Genomic DNA, 13,789 nt, shown 5'->3' with positions numbered 1-13,789 from the left:
CCGCCCCGTTTTCGGGGCGGTGCTGGCCATCGGTTCTATCCATTCCGGCAGGCACTGTTCGGGCGGGCGGCGGTCAGCCGACGGGCCTCGCATGCTATGATTCGCGGCGATTTTTGCCGCCCCAGCCGAGAGTTCAGTGTCCATGAAGCTGTCCATGCCCCGTTACGATCAAGCCCCCGTTTTGGTGGTGGGCGATGTCATGCTCGACCGTTACTGGCATGGCGGTACGTCGCGTATTTCTCCGGAAGCGCCGGTGCCGGTGGTCAAGGTCGAGCAGATCGAGGATCGTCCGGGCGGTGCCGCCAACGTCGCGCTGAACATCGCCGCCCTCGGCGCGCCCGCGCTGCTGGTCGGCGTGACCGGTGAGGACGAGGCCGCCAACAGCCTCACCGATAGCCTCAACGCCGCCGGCGTTCGTGCGCACTTCCAGCGCATCGACGACCAGCCGACCATCGTCAAGCTGCGGGTCATGAGCCGTCACCAGCAGCTGCTGCGCATGGACTTCGAGGAACCCTTCCGTACCGATGCCGCCGCCCTGGCCAAGGATGTCGACGGTCTGCTCGCCGGGGTCAAGGTGCTGGTGCTGTCCGACTACGGCAAGGGTGCGCTGCAAAATCACCAGGCGCTGATCCAGCTGGCCCGCGCCCGTGGCATCGCCGTGCTGGCCGACCCCAAGGGCAAGGATTTCTCCATCTACCGCGGCGCCAGTCTGATCACCCCCAACCTCAACGAGTTTGAGACCATCGTCGGCCACTGCGCCGACGAGGCCGAGCTGGTGGCCAAGGGCGCCAAGCTGATGCGCGAACTGGAGCTGGGGGCGCTGCTGGTGACCCGTGGCGAGCATGGCATGACCCTGCTGCGCCCGGACCACGCACCGCTGCACCTGCCGGCCCGCGCCCGTGAGGTGTTCGACGTGACTGGCGCCGGCGACACGGTGATCTCCACCCTGGCGGCCTCCATTGCCGCCGGTGAGGACCTGCCGCAGGCCGTGGCCCTGGCCAACCTGGCTGCCGGTATCGTGGTCGGCAAGCTGGGCACCGCTGCCATCAGCGCCCCGGAACTGCGTCGTGCGGTGCAGCGCGAGCAGGGCTCCGAGCGCGGCGTGCTGGGCCTGGAGCAACTGCTGGTGGCCATCGAGGATGCCCGCGCCCATGGCGAGAAGATCGTCTTCACCAACGGCTGCTTCGACATCCTGCACGCCGGTCACGTGACCTACCTGGAGCAGGCCCGCGCCCAGGGCGATCGCCTGGTGCTGGCGGTCAACGACGACGCCTCTGTGTCGCGCCTGAAGGGCCCTGGCCGGCCGATCAACTCGGTGGATCGGCGCATGGCCGTGCTCGCCGGCCTCGGTGCGGTGGACTGGGTGGTGAGCTTCAGCGAGGACACTCCGGAGAACCTGCTGCGCGCGGTACAGCCGGACGTGCTGGTGAAGGGCGGCGACTACGGCATCGACCAGGTGGTCGGCGCCGATATCGTGCGCGCCTATGGCGGCGAGGTGCGGGTGCTGGGGCTGGTGGAGAACAGCTCGACCACCGCCATCGTCGAGAAGATCCGCAGCAAGTGACAGTCGCGGCCACCGTCGGTGGCCGCATTCTCTTTACCCGGCCAGGCGGCCGGGCTCCTTCTCCGCCTGGCTCAGGCGTGCCTGCCAGTCCTTCCAGCGGATGCGCTCGTCGCGCACCAGCCAGCCGTCCTGGGCGGCGAAGCTCTCCGAAAGCCAGATGCCGCGGGTGCTGGTCGGCAGCAGCGCGCCCTTGCGCAGGGTGAACAGCTCGGCGCCGGGTTTGCCGTGTTGCAGCGGCAGCAGGTAGATATCCGGACGGCGGCGCTCCAGGCGCGCCACCAGCTCCTCGCCCTCCATGCGCTCATCGACATGGAACAGGCTCGGTTGGCGGCAGTCCTTCGGCAGCTCCAGGCGCAGGTCGTAGACCAGCTGCAGCGACGCGGTGGGCAGGTGCACATAGGCACGCGGGCGCTCCATCAGCATCAGGTTGCCGCATTGCACCGGGCGCGCGGCGCCGGACAGCGGGCTGAGGCGAAAGTGATCACTCTCGCGGTAGCGCAGCGCGCCCTGGTAGGGCGTCGGCAGCCAGGTGTCGGCGTAGCGGCCGGCCAGCCAGGTGCCGTCGTTCTCGAGCAGGCATTCCTCGGCGACTTCCTGGATGGCGGTGAGCAGCGGCAGGTTCAGCTCGTGGGCCGGCACGTAGCCGGAGATCAGTTTGAGCACCTCGTCGCCGCGATCCGGGCGGCGCTGGCGCACCAGCAACCAGTAGTCGCGGCCTTGCCAGGCCAGGGTCAGGCGGACGGAGACGCCGAGGTTGGCCAGCTCCAGGGCGAAGCGCTGGCTGTCGGCGGCCTGCACCGGGCGGCGCCGCTCGAGCATCTGGGCGAAATTCAGCGGCAGGCCGAGGCCGCGGTAGCTGAGTGCGTCCGCGCTGGCCTCGACATGCAGCGGCAGAGTCTTGAAATGACCGGGGGCTTTGCGGGCCAGCAGTCTCGACATATCGGCTCCTCAGTCGGCAGCCGTGCGGCTGCGGCGGATGGATGGACGTACGGAGGTTCAGACCGCGCCCGGAGCCCTGCAGTTTAGCCGCGTATCACCGCGGCGGCGGTGGCCGCGTTTGCCGCCAGATGTTGCGGGTTGATGGTGCCAACGATGGCGGCGGTGACGCCGGGGTGGCCGAAGACCAGCTCGAAGCTGGCGCGCACCGGGTCTTCGCCGGCGAGTACCGCATGCCCGCTGGCCAGGGCTTTCTTGACCAGGATGCCCTTGTGGTGGGCGGCGGCGTGGTCGAGCACGGCGCGTTCACCCTGTTCGGCCAGGTTGTAGGTGACCATGGCGCAGTCGCCCTGCTGCAGGGCCAGCAGGCCGCCATCCACGGTCTTGCCGGACAGCCCGAAGGCGCGGATCTTGCCCTCGCGCTTGAGCTCGGCCAGGGTCTCGTACACGCCGCTGTCACGCAGGATGGCGACGTCGTTGCCGTCCGAATGGACCAGCAGCAGGTCGATGCGGTCGGTCTCCAGGCGCTGCAGGCTGCGCTCCAGGGAATAGCGCGCATGGCGCGGCGAGAAGTCGAAGCTGGACTGGCCGCCGACGAATTCCTCGCCGACCTTGCTGACGATCACCCAGTCCTCGCGCTGGCCGCGCAGCAGCGGACCTAGGCGCTGCTCGCTGACGCCGTAGGCCGGCGCCGTGTCGATCAGGTTGATGCCGAGGTCGCGGGCCTGGTCGAGCAGGGCGCGGGCGGCGGCGTCATCCGGGATGGTGAAGCCGTTGGGGTACTTCACGCCCTGGTCGCGGCCCAGCTTGACCGTGCCCAGGCCCAGCGGCGAGACGATCAGGCCGCTGTCGCCCAGCGGGCGGTGCAGGTCGTGCAGGCTCACGGCAGCAGCTCCTCCCACACCGGCTGGGCCAGCGGCGGGAGTGGCAGCTCGGGCAGCGGCTCACCGGCCTTGGGCTGGATGCCGTCGCGCTGCAGCGCCGCGACGACCCGGTCGGCGAAGTCTGGCGACAGCGCCAGCTTGGTCGGCCAGCCCACCAGCAGGCGGCCCTGGTCGGCGAGGAAGGCATTGTCCGGGCGCACCAGGCCGGACTGCGCCGGCTCGGCGCGGTCGACGCGCAGGGTGGCCCAGCGGGCGCTGGACAGGTCGACCCAGGGCAGCAGCTCGCCCAGTTCCTTCTGTGCGGCGCGGATCTGCGCGGCCTCGTCGCGGGCCACGCCGTCGGCCTCGGCGATGTCGCCACCGAGGTACCAGACCCACTGACCATCGGCGGCCGGATGGCTGGTCACGGTGACGCGCGGCTTCGGCCCGCCGCCCAGGCAGTGGGCATACAGCGGCTTCAGGCTAGGGCCCTTGACCAGCACCATGTGCAGCGGGCGCAGCTGCTGCCTGGGTTGCTCCAGGCCAAGGTTGGCAAGCAGCTCGGCATTGCCGGCGCCGGCACTGAGCACGATGCGCTGGGCGCGGATCTCGCGGCCGTCGATCTGCAGGCCAGCCAGCGCTCCGCCCTCATGCAGCGGTGTGATCTCGCGCGCGGCCAGCAGGCTGTCGCCGGCCAGTTCGGCCAGGCGGGTGATCAGGCTGGGCACGTCGAGCACCAGCTCGGCCAGGCGGTAGACCTTGCCCTTGAACTTGGGGTGCTGCAGCGCCGGCGGCAGCTGCTCGCCCTTGACCTGGTCGACCCGGCCGCGCACCGCCTTGCTGGCGAAGAAGCTGGCCAGGTTGCCGGCCAGGCTGCCCGGCGACCACAGGTAGTGCGACTCGGACAGCAGGCGCACGCCGGACAAATCCAGCTCGCCGTGGCCGGCCACGGCCTCGCGCCAGCGCCGCGGCATGTCGGCGATGGCTTCCGAGGCTCCGGTCAGCGCGCCGTGCAGGGCGTACTTGGCGCCGCCGTGGATGATGCCCTGGGATTTCAGGCTCTGGCCGCCGCCGAGGCTGCCACGCTCCACCAGCACGGTGGAATAGCCGAGCCGGCGCAGACGGGCATTGAGCCAGAGGCCGGCGATACCGCCGCCGACGATCAGGATATCGGTGCTGAGGGATTGGGACATGCCGGGGCTCGCTATGGAACAGGCGCGCAGTATAACCGCGCCCGTCAGTGCCCGGTGCTGCCGGAGAACAGCTGGATCACCAGCACCCCGGCGATGATCAGGCCGATGCCGGCCAGGGCGGCCAGGTCGAGTTTCTGGCCGTAGATAACCAGGCCGGTGATGCTGATCAGGACGATGCCCAGGCCCGACCAGATGGCGTAGGTGACGCCCACTGGGATGCTCTTCATCACCAGGCTGAGCATCCAGAAGGCGATGCCATAGCCGATCACCACCAGGATCAGCGGTAGCGGCTTGCTGAAGCCCTCCACGGCCTTGAGCGCGGTGGTGGCGATGACTTCGGCGACGATGGCGATGGCCAGGTACAGATAACCGCTCATGGGACTTCTCCTCGGGGGCGGGGCGCATTGTGGCACGCCCCTTTGCTAAGCTGCGCGCCCATGAACAGAACCCTCTATACCCTGATCCTGCACCTGGCCCTGCCGTTCATTTTCCTGCGCCTGTCGTGGCGCGCCTGGCGCGCGCCGGCCTACGGCAAGCGCATCGGCGAGCGTTTCGCCGTCGGCCTGCCGTCCTTCAGGGGCGGCGGCATCTGGATCCACGCCGTGTCGCTGGGCGAGAGCATCGCCGCCGCGCCGCTGATCCGCGAGCTGCTGGCGCGCCACCCCGAGTTGCCGATCACCGTCACCTGCATGACACCTACCGGCTCCGAGCGCATCCAGGCGCTGTTCGGCGAGCGCATCCAGCACTGCTACCTGCCGTATGACCTGCCCTGGGCCTGCGCGCGCTTCCTCGATCGCCTGCAACCGAAGCTGGCGGTGATCATGGAGACCGAGCTGTGGCCAAACCATATCCACGCCTGCCACGTGCGCGGCATTCCCGTGGCGCTGGCCAATGCGCGCCTGTCCGAGCGCTCGGCGCGCGGCTATGCACGGTTCGCCAGGCTGACCGCGCCGATGCTGGGCGAGCTGGATCTGATCGCCGCGCAGACCGAAGTCGAGGCCGAGCGCTTCCGCCAGCTGGGCGCCCATCCGACGTGCGTCGAGGTGACCGGTTCGATCAAGTTCGATCTCAGCGTCGATGCCGAACTGCCGCGCCACGCCGCCGAGCTGCGTGCCAGTTGGGGCGCGGCCGGGCGGCCAGTGTGGATCGCCGCCAGCACCCATGCCGGCGAGGACGAGGTGATGCTGCAGGCTCACCGCCGGTTGCTCGACGAGCATCCCGAGGCGCTGCTGATCCTGGTGCCGCGCCATCCCGAGCGCTTCGACCAGGTGTTCGAGCTGTGCCGTCGCGAAGGCCTCGCCACGGTGCGCCGCTCCACCGAAGAGGCGCCGGGCGCCGAGGTTCAGGTGCTGCTCGGCGATACCCTGGGCGAGCTGCTGTTCCTCTATGCCCTGGCCGATCTGGCGTTGGTCGGCGGCAGCCTGGTCGCCAATGGCGGGCACAACCTGCTGGAGCCGGCCGCGCTGGGCAAGCCGCTGCTCAGTGGCCCGCACCTGTTCAACTTCCTGGAGATAGCCGCCCAGCTGCGTGGCGCCGGTGATCTGCTGGAGGTGGAGGATGCGGCCCAGCTGCATGCGGCGCTGCGCATGCTGTTCGCCGATCCGGCGCAGGCGCAGCAACGAGCGGCGGCGGGGCTGGCGGTGATGCGGGCCAATCAGGGTGCACTGGCGCGCCTGCTCGGCGGGCTAGAGAGCTTGCTGGCGCGGGCGTAGCAGCGCGCGCAGGGCGATACCGCTACTGGCCAGGGCCAGGCAGGGCAGCCACACCCAGCGCGCCTCCGAGATCAGCACTTCCAGCCCGCGCTGGCTGAAGAAGCCGTGCACGAAGGGTGAGACCTCTATCGGCCGCCAGGGCAGGAAAAAGCGTTGCTCGCTCCAGGGCCACAGCCAGGCCACGCCCAGGCCGCCGTCGGTGGCGGCATCCAGCAGGCTGTGCGACGCGGTGGCCAGGGTGATCCACAGGAAAGCCCTGAGCGGTCCGCAGCCGAGCAGGCGGCAGCAGAGGGCGCCGAGCATCCCGGTCAATCCGGCGAACAGCAACGAATGGCTGAAGCCCCGATGGCCGAAGGCGTCGGCATAGGCGATGCCGAGCTTGAAGGCCAGCACATCGGCATCCGGCAGCAGGGTGAACAGCAGGCCCACCAGCAGTAGGCGCGGCGGCACGATGCGCGGGCCGAGGGCGACACCCAGTGCCAGTAATGGCAGTGGGTGGCTGATCAGGGTAGTCACGAGTGTTCGTGCATGCGCGCCAGTTGGCGCTCCAGCAGCGACGGGTAGGGCTCGAGCAGACGCTCGACGCAGCTGGCGCCCTCGGGGCTGGCGATGGCGCGGATGCGCGCGCGCTGGCGCAGCAACGGGTCATCGGCGACGCTGCGCTGCACCAGCAGCAGGTTGCGGCTGTGCTGGGCCAGGGCCAGGGCGTCCTGGGCCGCCTCGCTGAGCAGCACCTCGGCCTGGCTCGGGCTGATTTCCTCGTCGCTGCGGGTCAGGCCCAGCTGCAGTTGCAGGGTGATGCCGCTGTCGGCCACCTCGATCTGCAAGGCATGGCCGAGGGCGCGCAGCAGCTCGCCACAGCACAGGGCGTGGGTCAGGTAGTCCTCGCCGCTCTGGGTGCTGTCGAACAGCAGCAAGCTGCTGCCGTCGTTGAGGGTGAACAGCTTGCCCTGGTACAGCGCGGCGGCCTGCTCCAGGCAGTCGCGGTAGCGCTGCAGCAGCTCCATCAGGCGTGCGCGCGGCAGATGACGTAGCTGCTCCTGGGCGCCCAGCTGGATCGCCAGCACAGCGCTGCTGATCTGCTCTTGCGGCTCGAACGCAGCGACCGGTGGTGGCAGCGGCTCGGGTTCCGGGTCTTGGATATCCTGATGCAGATCGCGCAGGTCGGCGAAGGGGTCGTCCTCGTCGTGGCGCACGACCGGCGCGGGGCGTGGCGCCGGCTCGGCGAAGTCGTCCTGGTAGGCATCGCTGTCGGCGCGCAGGTTCGGCATGTCGAAGCCCGGCTCGCGTGGCTCGTCCTCGTGGAAGTCCTGCTCGTCATGCAGGTCGAGATCGGCGTACTCGTCGTGTTCTTCGAGCGGCGGCTCGGGTTCCGGCTTCTCCGGCACCAGGCGCGCCTGCAGCTGACGGGCAAGGTCGCCGATCTCGTCCTGGCGGCCGGCGCCGGGGGCGGGATCGTCCGGGTCGCGCAGCCACACGCGCAGCTGCAGCAGCGGCGTGGATATATGCCGGCCGAGGCGCAGGCTCAGGGACATGGCCAGGGCCAGCAGGATCAGGCTGAGCAGGCCCATGCTCTGCAGGCTGATGGTCATCGGCTGCTGGAACTGCTGCATGTCCAGGCTGATGCGCAGCTGGCCGGCGATCACTTCCTGGAAGGTGATGGGCGTGGAGTAGAGCCCGTCGGCTTCGCCGAGGATGCTCTGGGTCGGGCGCGAGCCGGCCTCGGCGAGGATGCGGTTGTCCACACTGTATATCGCGGCATGGGCCACCAGCGGGTTCTTCGCCAGGTTGCTGAGCAGCACGTTGAGGCTGAGGATGTCGTTGGACACCAGCAGCTCGGTGGCCGAGGCGGCGGTCTGCACGGTCAGGCTCTGGCCGAGGGCGTCGGCCTGCTGCTGCATGGCCTGCTTGAACTGCATGCCCATCACCCAGGCGTAGATCACCAGGGCCAGGGCGACCAGCAGCAGGCTGTGGCTGGCGATGCGCAGGGCGAGCGGCACGCGGCGCTGGCGCAGGGCATTGAACAGCAGCAGGAAGAAATTGTCGGGCTTGACCTGAACGGGCCGGTTCACAGAGCGCGGCTCTTATCGACTGGAATTGCCGCGCAGTATAACCACCACCCCCAGGCGGGCAAAGCGCCGCCCGTGCCATGGGCCGGGCGAAACGGGTTAGAATGTGCGCCTTTTCGCTGACCCATTTGCAGCTGGAGTGTGCGCCTTGCGCGAAATCGTCCTGATCAACATCACCGGGGAAGATCGCCCGGGCCTGACCGCGGCCATCACCGGCGTGCTGGCGCAGGGCGGGGTGAACATCCTCGATATCGGCCAGGCGGTGATCCACGACACCCTGTCGTTCGGCATCCTGGTCGAGATCCCGGATACCGAGCAGGCCTCCTCGGTGCTCAAGGACGTGCTGTTCACCGGCTACAAGCTGGACCAGCAGGTGCGCTTCACCCCCGTGTCCGAGGCGGACTACCAGCAGTGGGTCGGTGGCCAGGGCAAGACCCGCTATATCGTCACCCTGCTGACCCGCAAGGTCACCGCCGAGCAGCTGCAGCGGGTCAGTTCGATCACCGCCAAGTACGGCCTGAACATCGACCACATCGATCGTCTGTCCGGGCGCATGCCGCTGGATATGCCGGCCGACCAGGGCAAGGGCTGCATCGAGTTCTCCGTGCGTGGCGAGCCGGGGGATGTCGACGCGCTGCGCGCCGAGTTCCTCAGTGTGGCCCAGGAACTCGATGTCGATATCGCTTTCCAGCGCGACTCGGTGTTCCGCCGCAACCGGCGCCTGGCAGTGTTCGACATGGACTCCACGCTGATCGAGGCGGAAGTCATCGACGAGCTGGCCAAGGCTCATGGCGTCGGCGACAAGGTGTCCGAGATCACCGAGCGCGCGATGCGCGGGGAGCTGGATTTCCGCGCCAGCTTCAAGGAGCGCATGGCGCTGCTGCAGGGCTTGCCGGAAACCGTGCTGGCCGAGATCGGCGCCTCGCTGCGCCTGACCGAGGGCGCCGAGGTGCTGTTCGCCGAGCTCAAGCGCCTGGGCTACAAGACCGCCATCCTCTCGGGCGGCTTCACCTATTTCGCCAAGCAGCTGCAGGCCAAGCTGGGCATCGACTACGTGTTCGCCAACGAGCTGCAGATAGTCGATGGCAAGGTCACCGGCGTGGCGATCGAGCCGATCGTCGATGCCCAGCGCAAGGCCGATCTGCTGCGCGAGCTGGCCGAGAAGGAAGGCCTGCGTCTGGAACAGACCATCGCCGTGGGCGACGGTGCCAACGACCTGCCGATGCTCGGCCTGGCCGGCCTCGGCGTGGCCTTCCGGGCCAAGCCGCTGGTCAAACAGTCGGCCAAGCAGGCCATTTCCACCCTGGGCTTGGACGGTATTCTCTACCTGCTCGGCTTCCGAGACCGCGACGGTCAGGAGTGATCGAGCTGCAATGAAAAAGCCCCGCAATCGCGGGGCTTTTTTGTGGGGCGGGGATTATTCGTCGCCGGCGGAGAAGTCGTAATCCATCGACTGACTCGGGCCCTGCAGGTAGTGGCCCTGAATGTAGTTGACCCCGGCCTGCCAGAGGGTCGCCAGCACGGTGGCGCTCTCCACGCAGGGCACGATGGTCAGCTTGGCCTGGGCGTGCAGGCTGGCCAGCAGCGTCTTCAGCGCCTCCTGGTTTTCCGCGCTGGACAGGTCCTGGGAGAAGGAGCCGTCGACCTTCACGAAGTCCACGCTGAGGTGCTTGAGCGTGTTGAACGGATTGATGGCGCAGCCGAACTGGCCGAGGGCGACCTTGCAGTGCAGCTCGGCCAGACCCTGGGTGAGGGTCTTGGCCTGCTTGAGGTAGGCCACTGCGTCCGGTTCGCTGATCTGGAACACCAGCGAGTCCGACGGCAGCCGCGCGGCCTTGAGGGCCACGCTGAGCCAGGGCAGCAGGGTCTGGTCCTGCAGGCTGTTGGCCGACAGGTGCACGAACAGACGGGTGTTGTGGCCCTTGCTGCGGTGCTCGGACAGCAGCTTGACCGAGTTGAGCACGACCCAACGGTCGATCTTCTCGGCCAGGCCGGCGTCCTTGGCGGCGGCGAGGAAATCCGCCGCCGGCACTTCTTCGCCCTGCGGGCTGAGCAGGCGCAGCAGCACCTCGTAATGCTCGTCGCTGTCGCCACGCAGACTGATGATCGGCTGGAACAGCAGGCGGAAGCTGTTGTTGTCCAGCGCCTGCTGGACCATGGCCACCAGGCTGCCACGGCTGGCCGCGGCGGCCAGCTCGTCGGCCGGGTTGTAAATCTTGATGCCGTTGGCTTCGATCTCGTCGGCACAGCGGTGGGCGCGGTCGACGACTTCCTGAGCCTTGCTGGTCTGCTCGCTGAGGCCGGCGACACCGATCGACAGGCTGGTCTGCACGGTGCGCCCGGCGATGTCGAACAGATGGCCCTCGGCCTTCTTCAGCAGGCCTGCCAGAAGCTCGTGGCTCTGCTGGGGGGAGGTGCCCGGTAGCAGGGCGGTGAACACGTCGTCGCCGAAACGCGCCAGCTGGCTGGTCTCGCCGAAATGGTTGCGCAGCATACTGGCCAGGTCGGTCAGCAGCAGATCGATGCCGGCCAGGCCGACTTCGCCGATGATTTCGCTGTAGCGGTCGATGCGGATGTAGGCCAGGCTGGCAACCTGGCCCTCGGTCACTGCGCGCTGGGCGGCACCGTCCATCAGTTCGAGGAAGTACGGGCGGTTGAACAGGCCGGTCACCAGGTCCTGGCTGCTGATCTCGCGCAGCCGCTCTTCGAGTTCGGCGTTGTCGTTCTCGGCGCGGATCACCACCTGAATGCAGGGCTCGCCGTCATAGGTGGCTGGGGAGAACGACATGCGTGCCGCGAAGCGCTGGCCGTCGGGCTTGACCCCGCCGCAGCTGAGTTCGGCGCTGCCCTCGCCACTGGCGTAGCTCTTAAGGAAGTCCTTGAAGCGGGTCTGATCCTCGCTGGCGATCAGGTCGATCATTGGCATGCCTTCCAGCTCGTCCGCATCTTCGTAGTCGAACAGCTTGAGATAGGCGCGGTTGGCATAGATGTGCATGCCGTCGTGGACGTAGGTGATGGCGTCCACCGAGCTGTCCAGCAGCAGCTGGCAGCGCTTCTCGGCTTCGCGCAGGGCCACTTCGGCGGCACGACGGGCGCGGCGTTCCTCCAGGTTGGCCAGCTCGCGGTTGGCCACCAGGATCAGGCGCTCGTCATCGCCTTGCGGCAGCGCATCCTGGGCGCCGAGCATCAGGGCTTCGGTGATGGCGTCGGACTCGTTGCCGGCCACCAGTTGGATCACCGGAATATCCTTGGCCTGACGGCGGATGGCGGTGATCGCTTCGTTGGGATCGATGTGTTCGCTGGTCGGCGCGCTGATCAGCAGATCCCAGCTCTGCTGCAGGGCTTCCGCCAGATTGTCGCTGGAAGTGACGCGGTGAACGCGGGTGGCTCGTCCGGCATTGCGGAACAGGCTGACCAGGCGCTCGGCCTCGTTCTGCGAATCCTCGAGGATCAGCAGCCGTATGGTTTTTTTTTCGATGGCCATGGGGTTTTGCTTGGCAGGCGCCGAAGAGCGGGCGCAAAAAGGCGACGGATGGTCTGTTCCGGCAATCTACAGTGACTTCCAGAGTGAGTCAAAGTCTTCATCTCCGCCCTTGCCAGGCTCCTTCGCTGCTGTGACGGAGGTCCCGGAAGGGGCCTTGGTCTCGTTCAATGCGCGGTACTCGAACTGGCTGAAGCTGCCGGTGCTGGTCTGCTTGCGACTCAGTACGGCGCGGGTTTCGTCGCCGTTGTGGTTGATCACTACCTTGTTGCTCTCTTGGAAGGGCAGGCGAGGGGTGATCAGCGTAGCCGGGCGCGAGATCACGCGAATCTCCGGCAGCAGCAGGGCGCGCAGGTACTGGCTGTTCTGTTCGCTCTTGCGCACCAGCTGCACGCCGCAAGGCTGCGCATGGGGCGCGATCAGCTCGATGCCCATCTGGGTGCCGCCGCCGCGTACCTGGCGGATCCAGCGTACCACCGCCACGCTCCAGCCCTGATCGGGTGCGTCCTGGGTGCCCAGCAGTTCGCCGGCCTGCAGCTGCACCGGGACTTCCTTGGGCCAGCTCAGGCAATAACCGCCCGGGCTGTGATTGACGATTGGCAATTCGTAGCTGGGATAGGCGTCCGCCACTTCCTCGGCGGGTTGCTCCCCGGCCTTGGGCGCGGACTTGTACTGGATCTCCTCCATGGGAATGCCGTGTTCCCACTGGCTCTCGCGCTGGGCGTCGAAGGCCACGGCCCAGACATCCGGTCCGCCGCCCGAGCCCAGTTTGTTGACCTTGAACTGAGCGCTGCGCGGTGCCTCCTCGTGCTTCAGTACGGCGGAGAAGCTGCGCTTGCCGGCCAGGTTGAAATGCACGGCCGACATGCCGATGCACAGGGTCAGGCTGCCGCGGCCCGGGTTGCGCTGGAAGGTGCGCTCGGCGATGTCGCCCCAGGCTGACGCCAGGTGCTGCAACAGGTCCGGCGGCATGCCTTCGGGTATCTGCAGGCGGCGTGGTTCTTTGCTGTCCGGCGGCAGCAGGAGGTGCTCCTTGAGGGCATCGACCAGCGCATGCGGGTCCAGGCCCAGCAAGTTGTGCAGCTCGCCGTCGCCGAACAGCGACTTGTAACGGGGTGGGCCATCCAGTTGCGGGGCGATGGCGAACAGGCTGTTCGGATCGTCGGCGCGGTGCAGGCTGGCCAGCGAACTCCAGCTTTCCAGGGCCTCGGCCAGGCGGGCGATGCCACTCTGGCGCATCTGGTTGCAGCGCGCGCAGCCTAGCAATAGTGCGCCGAGGTAGATCTGTTCCTGGCTCAGGCTCTTGCCATTGCGAGCCAGGCTATCGCGCACCTGCGTCTGCTGCAGGCCATGCAGGCGAGCGATGCGGTACAGCTGGTGCAGCTCTAGCCACAGACCTTCGGGGACCGGGCAGTACAACTGGCTGGCGCGCATCAGCGGGCCGCACAGGGCATGGCTGGCGCGCTGCAGAGCTACGGTCAGCAGTTGCGCGCGCTCCTTGGCGAAGCGCGGCAGTTCCTGGGTGATGATCAGCTTGTAGCCGATGGCCATGTGGTTCTGCAGGGCCTGGCACAGGTTGGCTACCTTGCGCGGGCGCTCATCGAGCACGATGGACTGGTTGAGGAAGTGGCGCTCCAGATGGCTGGTGACGAAGTACACCTCGGGGCGCAGCAGTTCGAGCAGTTGCAGGCGATTGTCGCTGGGCGTGATCAGCTGATTCAGCTCGATCAGGCTCTGGTACAGCTGGCGCGCGGTCTCGCCGATGTTGGCCTTGGGCAGTGCGGCGATCCAGCGCTTCAACTCGCGCGGGTTGGCATCAGCGAAGGACAGGCCCTGTCTGTCAGGAGTCGGGACGCGAAGGAGCAGGTGAGGGCTCTGTTTATCCATACCAGGGAGAGGTCCGTAACTGGCGGGGCGGCGTCCTGGCCACCGGGTTTTTCGGAACTCTAGCAGTATCGCGGCAGGGCCGCA

11 protein-coding genes are annotated in these 13,789 nt (G+C 67.9%); 3 read left to right on the top strand and 8 right to left on the bottom strand.

Annotation, left to right across the window (positions count from 1 at the left end; translation table 11 throughout):
* Nucleotides 1–142: 142 nt before the first annotated feature.
* Entirely contained in the window at nt 143–1,564 is a 1,422-nt protein-coding gene (gene hldE / locus OH686_RS09400) for a bifunctional D-glycero-beta-D-manno-heptose-7-phosphate kinase/D-glycero-beta-D-manno-heptose 1-phosphate adenylyltransferase HldE (protein WP_289538034.1), read from the top strand.
* A 33-nt stretch (nt 1,565–1,597) separates the two neighbouring features.
* On the opposite strand, the gene OH686_RS09395 is transcribed toward hldE, so the two are convergent.
* The 4 genes from OH686_RS09395 to OH686_RS09380 all read right to left on the bottom strand — a co-directional run bounded on the left by OH686_RS09395 (nt 1,598) and on the right by OH686_RS09380 (nt 4,933).
* Nucleotides 1,598–2,503: a metal ABC transporter ATPase gene (locus tag OH686_RS09395; protein ID WP_289538032.1), complete on the bottom strand. Its 906-nt coding sequence runs from the start codon at nt 2,501–2,503 to the stop codon at nt 1,598–1,600.
* Between the two features lie 83 nt (nt 2,504–2,586).
* The gene (locus tag OH686_RS09390; RefSeq protein ID WP_289538030.1) at nt 2,587–3,384 is read right to left on the bottom strand and encodes an aldo/keto reductase; all 798 of its coding nucleotides are present in this window, start codon (nt 3,382–3,384) and stop codon (nt 2,587–2,589) included.
* Nucleotides 3,381–4,556, bottom strand: a complete 1,176-nt coding sequence (locus OH686_RS09385) for an NAD(P)/FAD-dependent oxidoreductase (protein WP_289538028.1) — start codon at nt 4,554–4,556, stop codon at nt 3,381–3,383. Before OH686_RS09385 ends, OH686_RS09390 begins: the two co-directional genes overlap by 4 nt.
* Nucleotides 4,557–4,600: 44 nt before the next feature.
* Nucleotides 4,601–4,933, bottom strand: coding sequence for a DMT family transporter (locus OH686_RS09380; protein WP_289538026.1), 333 nt, complete (start codon nt 4,931–4,933; stop codon nt 4,601–4,603).
* 60 nt (nt 4,934–4,993) lie between these two features.
* Between OH686_RS09380 and waaA the strand changes: the two genes are divergently transcribed.
* A complete protein-coding gene (gene waaA / locus OH686_RS09375; RefSeq protein WP_289538024.1) occupies nt 4,994–6,268 on the top strand; it encodes a lipid IV(A) 3-deoxy-D-manno-octulosonic acid transferase in 1,275 nt (424 codons plus the stop codon).
* Here waaA and OH686_RS09370 read toward each other — a convergent pair.
* Together OH686_RS09370 and OH686_RS09365 are read right to left on the bottom strand one after the other, a co-directional pair.
* A complete protein-coding gene (locus tag OH686_RS09370) occupies nt 6,242–6,784 on the bottom strand; it encodes a metal-dependent hydrolase (protein WP_289538023.1) in 543 nt (180 codons plus the stop codon). The two genes, waaA and OH686_RS09370, sit on opposite strands and share 27 nt — an antisense overlap.
* Nucleotides 6,781–8,340 carry a histidine kinase gene (locus OH686_RS09365; RefSeq protein ID WP_289538021.1) on the bottom strand — a complete coding sequence of 520 codons (1,560 nt, stop codon included), beginning with the start codon at nt 8,338–8,340 and terminating at the stop codon, nt 6,781–6,783. The genes OH686_RS09370 and OH686_RS09365 overlap by 4 nt, the downstream gene beginning before the upstream one ends.
* Nucleotides 8,341–8,485: 145 nt before the next feature.
* Between OH686_RS09365 and serB the strand changes: the two genes are divergently transcribed.
* The gene (gene serB / locus OH686_RS09360) at nt 8,486–9,700 is read left to right on the top strand and encodes a phosphoserine phosphatase SerB (protein ID WP_289538019.1); all 1,215 of its coding nucleotides are present in this window, start codon (nt 8,486–8,488) and stop codon (nt 9,698–9,700) included.
* A gap of 54 nt (nt 9,701–9,754) precedes the next feature.
* Here the strand turns inward: serB and OH686_RS09355 are convergent, their stop codons facing one another.
* Together OH686_RS09355 and OH686_RS09350 are read right to left on the bottom strand one after the other, a co-directional pair.
* The gene (locus OH686_RS09355) at nt 9,755–11,821 is read right to left on the bottom strand and encodes a GGDEF/EAL domain-containing response regulator (RefSeq protein ID WP_289538017.1); all 2,067 of its coding nucleotides are present in this window, start codon (nt 11,819–11,821) and stop codon (nt 9,755–9,757) included.
* Between the two features lie 66 nt (nt 11,822–11,887).
* Nucleotides 11,888–13,705 (bottom strand): cyclic-di-GMP receptor FimW-related protein, encoded by a 1,818-nt coding sequence (locus OH686_RS09350; RefSeq protein ID WP_289538015.1) that lies wholly within the window; start codon nt 13,703–13,705, stop codon nt 11,888–11,890.
* Nucleotides 13,706–13,789 lie beyond the last annotated feature (84 nt).

The sequence above is a fragment of the Pseudomonas sp. SO81 genome (assembly GCF_030374125.1).
Taxonomy (GTDB): domain Bacteria; phylum Pseudomonadota; class Gammaproteobacteria; order Pseudomonadales; family Pseudomonadaceae; genus Aquipseudomonas.
This window is presented reverse-complemented; position numbering and strand designations above follow the sequence as displayed.

Coding starts and splice junctions, on each gene's coding strand:
- OH686_RS09385 (WP_289538028.1), bottom strand. CDS start 4,556: ATGTCCCAATCCCTCAGCACCGATATCCTGATCGTCGGCGGCGGTATC.
- hldE (WP_289538034.1), top strand. CDS start 143: ATGAAGCTGTCCATGCCCCGTTACGATCAAGCCCCCGTTTTGGTGGTG.
- OH686_RS09355 (WP_289538017.1), bottom strand. CDS start 11,821: ATGGCCATCGAAAAAAAAACCATACGGCTGCTGATCCTCGAGGATTCG.
- waaA (WP_289538024.1), top strand. CDS start 4,994: ATGAACAGAACCCTCTATACCCTGATCCTGCACCTGGCCCTGCCGTTC.
- OH686_RS09380 (WP_289538026.1), bottom strand. CDS start 4,933: ATGAGCGGTTATCTGTACCTGGCCATCGCCATCGTCGCCGAAGTCATC.
- OH686_RS09350 (WP_289538015.1), bottom strand. CDS start 13,705: ATGGATAAACAGAGCCCTCACCTGCTCCTTCGCGTCCCGACTCCTGAC.
- OH686_RS09395 (WP_289538032.1), bottom strand. CDS start 2,503: ATGTCGAGACTGCTGGCCCGCAAAGCCCCCGGTCATTTCAAGACTCTG.